Source organism: Pseudomonadota bacterium (assembly GCA_010028905.1).
Taxonomy (GTDB): domain Bacteria; phylum Vulcanimicrobiota; class Xenobia; order RGZZ01; family RGZZ01; genus RGZZ01.
In genome coordinates, this window is sequence record RGZZ01000421.1 from 1 (window position 1) to 4,439 (window position 4,439).

Annotated in this window: 4 protein-coding genes; 3 read left to right on the plus strand and 1 reads right to left on the minus strand. The window is 66.9% G+C overall.

The annotated features are described in order from the left end of the window. Together EB084_20320 and EB084_20325 are read left to right on the plus strand one after the other, a co-directional pair. The coding region (locus EB084_20320) for a hypothetical protein (GenBank protein ID NDD30612.1) at window positions 1–699 on the plus strand (699 nt) is incomplete at its 5' end. Then, window positions 696–986, plus strand: coding sequence for a hypothetical protein (locus EB084_20325; protein ID NDD30613.1), 291 nt, complete (start codon window positions 696–698; stop codon window positions 984–986). The genes EB084_20320 and EB084_20325, both read left to right, overlap by 4 nt. 107 nt (window positions 987–1,093) lie before the next feature. On the opposite strand, the gene EB084_20330 is transcribed toward EB084_20325, so the two are convergent. Next, window positions 1,094–2,866, minus strand: a complete 1,773-nt coding sequence (locus EB084_20330; protein ID NDD30614.1) for an amidohydrolase — start codon at window positions 2,864–2,866, stop codon at window positions 1,094–1,096. A 353-nt stretch (window positions 2,867–3,219) separates the two neighbouring features. Between EB084_20330 and EB084_20335 the strand changes: the two genes are divergently transcribed. Beyond that, window positions 3,220–4,290 (plus strand): hypothetical protein, encoded by a 1,071-nt coding sequence (locus EB084_20335; GenBank protein ID NDD30615.1) that lies wholly within the window; start codon window positions 3,220–3,222, stop codon window positions 4,288–4,290. Window positions 4,291–4,439: the final 149 nt, after the last annotated feature.

Below are 4,439 nucleotides of genomic sequence, written 5' to 3' on the forward strand. Positions count from 1 at the left end.
GCATCCCCCGCTTCCGCGCCCACCTGCAACGCCCCCGTGGCGCTGGCCAGCCTCGAGCCCGCGAGCGCTCCCGTCGCTCGTGATGGCGTTCGCTCAGCCGCATCACGCGAGGTGGCCGAGCAATGCCACGCGGTCGTCTTCGGAAAAGGCACCCTCGAAGAGAAGACCGACGCCATCGCGGGGCTTCTCAATGACGCACTCCCCTCCACCCCATCGCCAGAGCCGTCGTGGACGAAGGCCACCCCAGAGCAGATCCGGCTCTTCGTGATGGAGACCCTCGAGCACACCGCCGGCATACGGAGGCTCGGCGACCTGCGCGGTCTCGACTTCTCGACGCACGACTTCGACGGCGACACGAGCAAGTTCAATCCGGAGATCACCCAGTTCCTCGCAAAGCCCGGTCGCGACGAGTCGGTGAAGTGGGCCATCCACGAGCACAACGCCACCGACCATCACGCCCTGTGGAACGACCCGTCGACCGCGGCCGCAGACCTGAAGGAGAGCGCCAGCGACGTCATCAACGCCTGGCGCATGACGCGCCGGGTCTACGACAAGCCCGGCTGGAGCTGGGAGAAGATCGAGGCTGTCATCGAGGCCGACCACGACGATGGCAAGCTCACATCAGCGCAGCGCGAAGCGCTCATCGACGCCATCCCGTTCCAGAAGCAGCTCGAAGCAGAGGGCGCACCGCCCGCATGAGCCACCCCCACGACGCGACCGCTGTGCCGCGGGTGGCAGAGCTGACGGTGGGCAGCCGCGTGGTCTTCGTCGGTGAGGCCGACGCCGGCTGCGCGGCAGACGATCCGCTCTACCAGCCCGTCGTCCCGGCCGGCCAGACCGGAATCGTGGTGAAGGTGGCGGAGCGCTACGTGCGAATCCGCCTCGACGACACGGTCCGCTTCCCCGACACCATTCGCCTGTGGGAACATGGAACGCTCCCCGATTCCGACACCGCCACGCTGGCCAGCGTTCGACCGCTTCCCTGACCGCAGCGCACGCCCTCCCTCGGGCCACGAGACGTCGCGCCCCCCGTCACGGCCCCTGCGCCCCATATCGCCGCGAGCTTCAATCACGCGTTCCGAGCGCCTCTTCCTCACCGCGTCGAACGGTTGAAGCACGTCTGGCTGATGAGAGCAGAGAAGCGGCACGACCAGCACTCACCTCCCCGCGCCTCGTCTAGCGTCGGCTCGTGACCCGGGCCTGGCAGCGCGGTGCCCGCGACGTCGAGGAACGCGCGCCGGCTCGCTTGCGCGCGGGCAGAGATGGGGAAGGAGCGGCCCTCGAACACGGTGGCAACGATGGCGATGTCCTTGAGATGCCGCGGGTCGACCGTCGACGGATCGGCCTCCAGCACCGTGAAGCTTGCGATCCTGCCGGGGGCGATGCTCCCCAGATCGTCCTCTTTGCGCCAGGACCACGCAGCCTCGGTGGTCACACCTCGCAGCGCAGTCATCACATCGATTCGCTGTTCGGGCGCCGCCACCCGACCCGATGCGGTCACGCGATTGACCGCGCACCACGCCAGGTAGAGTGGATCGGACGGCGCCATCGGCAGATCGGAGTGCAGCGAGTACGGAATCCCCCGCCTCACCACCGAACCCGCCCGAACCATGGCGTCAGCGCGCTCCGGACCGAGGCCTACGCGCGAGAACGCATCGGCAAAGCCCACGGGATAGTAGGGATTGGCGCTGACGATGAGGCCAAGCCGCTGGATGCGCGCGACCTGCGCCTCAGTAGAGCACGCGAAGTGAACGATGACCGACCGATGGGCGGCCCGTGGATTCTCCTTCATGCGCCGCTCGAATGTGTCGAGCACGGTCTCCAGGCCGAGATCGCCATTCACGTGGGTGTGGATCTGATAGCCTGAGTCCCAGAAGAGTTTGTTGGCCTGGTCGTAGTGATCCGGCGGCATGATCCACTGGCCCACGTGTCCGTCGAGGTAACCGTCCCGCATCTGCATCAGCTGCGAGATGATGGCCCCATCGCAGTAGAGCTTGACCTGATGATCGAGAAATGACACCTTTCCGGAAGGGGCCATCTGAAATGTCTTCTCGACCGCCGCCAGCGCACCGCCAGGGCCATACTGATCGAAGAGGGCGCGACCATCGGGAATGAAGAACGAGTAGAACGGCGTGCTCTCGGCGCCCAGGATCTTCCGGTAGAGCGCGAAGAGCTCAGGGTTCACCAGCGCGCCCGGCTCGCAGTACGCCGTCACACCGTGCTGATGCTCGAGGGCCACCATCTGACGCAGGCCTCTCTCGAGACGCTCTGGGGTCGCAAGCTTCGGAAGCAGCGCACCCACGACCAGTGTGAGGCCCTTCTCGTAGAAGTGCCCGGCATCATAATCGACCTGCGTGCTGGCAAGGCCGTGACCCTTGACGCTCTCGGCCGTGACCCCGAGCGCGCGGAGCGCCGCCGTGTTGAAGTAGAACTCATGACACGAGCGCGCCCAGACCGCGATGGGCCGGGTCGCGCTGATCTGATCGAGTACCCTGCGTGACAGGGGGCCATGCCAGAGCGGATGATATCCCCACGAGAACAGCCACGCCTCCGGCGCGCGCAAAGCGCGCTCTGCACGTCCCAGACGCGCGCGGTACGCCTCCTGGTCGGCGCACGCAGCAACCGTTCGATCCGGAAGCATCCATGCTTCGGGCGCGATGATCTCCACCGCAAGGGTGAGTGCGCCAAGGAGGGGGTGGAGATGCTGGTCGATGAGCCCCGGGATGAGAACCTGGCGCTTGTAGGTCTCGTCGACCACACAGGCCTGCCCCGCGAGCGCCTTCTTCACCGCGTCCAGGCTTCCCACCGCCATGACGCGGCCGTTGCGCACGGCGACCGCGGTGGCGGCCGGAAACCGCGCGTCCATCGTGACGATTCTCGCGGCCACGAAGATGCGCACGGGCTTGTCAGACACCAGCACGCTCTGGAGCAGCGCGCCGGCCTCGCCATCGGCGTGGGCGCGGGTGACGCAGACCAGCGTCACGACGAGCGCGATGAGCAACCGTGGCACCGAGGAGATCAAGGCTTGCTTCACGGGAAGGCTCCTCTCTCTGCGCCGGCCCCGTTCGACTCTCTCGTCGTGAAGAAAGATGGCCGGATTTTAACATCTTCGCAGTGACTTCTTCCCCCTCCCTCCCGTACACTGCTTAGAGGAGGGTTCCCCCTCGATGAGCGCGATGGGCAGGTCCCCTGGCGCTCCGCCGCATCGGAGGTTTGAAGATGGCCCTGCAAGTCGACCGCCCGTCCACCCATCGCCCGTTCCGCCCGTCCGCGACGAAGCCCGTCTCGGCTGCACCTGCTGATGCAACGCCCGCGAAGGAAGGCGACGAAGACGAGCCTGAGTCGAAGGTCGCGGTGCAGCTCGAAGCGCTGAACCTGCCCGACGTCTGGACCGCGGGATACACGGGCAAGGGCGTGGGCATCGCGGTCATCGACAGCGGCCTGAGCCTCCACGCAGACCTGCGCTCTCACACGGTGGCCTTCAAGGACTTCGTGAACGAGAACCGCCACCCGAACGATGACGCCGATCCGGCAAGCGCGTACGACGACGCGGGACACGGCACCATGGTGTCGACCGTTGCGGCGGGAGACGGCACCAACGGCATCTGCACCGGCGCGGCCCCTGGCGCCAACATCATCAGCCTCAAGGCCGTTGACGCAGGCGGCATGGCCTGGTCATCGAACGTGGTCAAGGCCATCCAGTGGGCTGTCGACAACAAGGAGCGCTACAACATCCGCGTGCTCAACATGTCGTTCTACCTCGACGACCCGGACCTTCAGGCCCAGGTTCCCGTGCTCCAGGCCATCGACAAGGCCGCGGCCGCCGGCATCATTCCCGTGGCCGCGGCGTCGAACGACGGCCCCGGCCCGCGCACGCTGCACACCATCGCGTCGTATCCGCGCGTGGTCACGGTGGCCGCCTCCAACGTCAAGGGCACCAGCGACATGAGTGACGACACCATCGCCTACTTCTCGAGCCGCGGCCCCGGCGACAGCGGCCAGATGAAGCCGGACGCAACGGCGCCGGGTGTGAACGTCACCGTGGGCACGGTCGATGGCACCTACCGCGAGGCCGATGGCACATCGTTTGCATCGCCCATCGCCGCGGGGGTCATCGCCACCTGGATCGAAGCCAACCCCTCGCTCACCGTCGATGACGTGCAGGACATCATCGCCGACACCTCCCGCCCCATTGACGGCTATGCCCACTACGACCAGGGCTACGGACAGATCGACGCAATGGCGGGCCTGCAGAAGGCCATCGAGATGGGCTCGAGGCGGGTCGCCTGATCGCACCCGCTGCGCGCTCGGCCACCGCTCGAACGTGACCACATCCCTGCTCGACCGTCTCGCGACCGACTACCCCGGCGTGCGACGCCTCGCCGCCGACGTTGCCGCCTACTTCGTGCTCGATGAGGCCTCGCTTCGCGCGTCGTGGG

Bases quoted from the DNA above. Each gene is read 5' to 3' on its own strand.
- EB084_20325 (NDD30613.1), top strand. From the start codon at position 696: ATGAGCCACCCCCACGACGCGACCGCTGTGCCGCGGGTGGCAGAGCTG.
- EB084_20330 (NDD30614.1), bottom strand. From the start codon at position 2,866: ATGGACGCGCGGTTTCCGGCCGCCACCGCGGTCGCCGTGCGCAACGGC.
- EB084_20335 (NDD30615.1), top strand. From the start codon at position 3,220: ATGGCCCTGCAAGTCGACCGCCCGTCCACCCATCGCCCGTTCCGCCCG.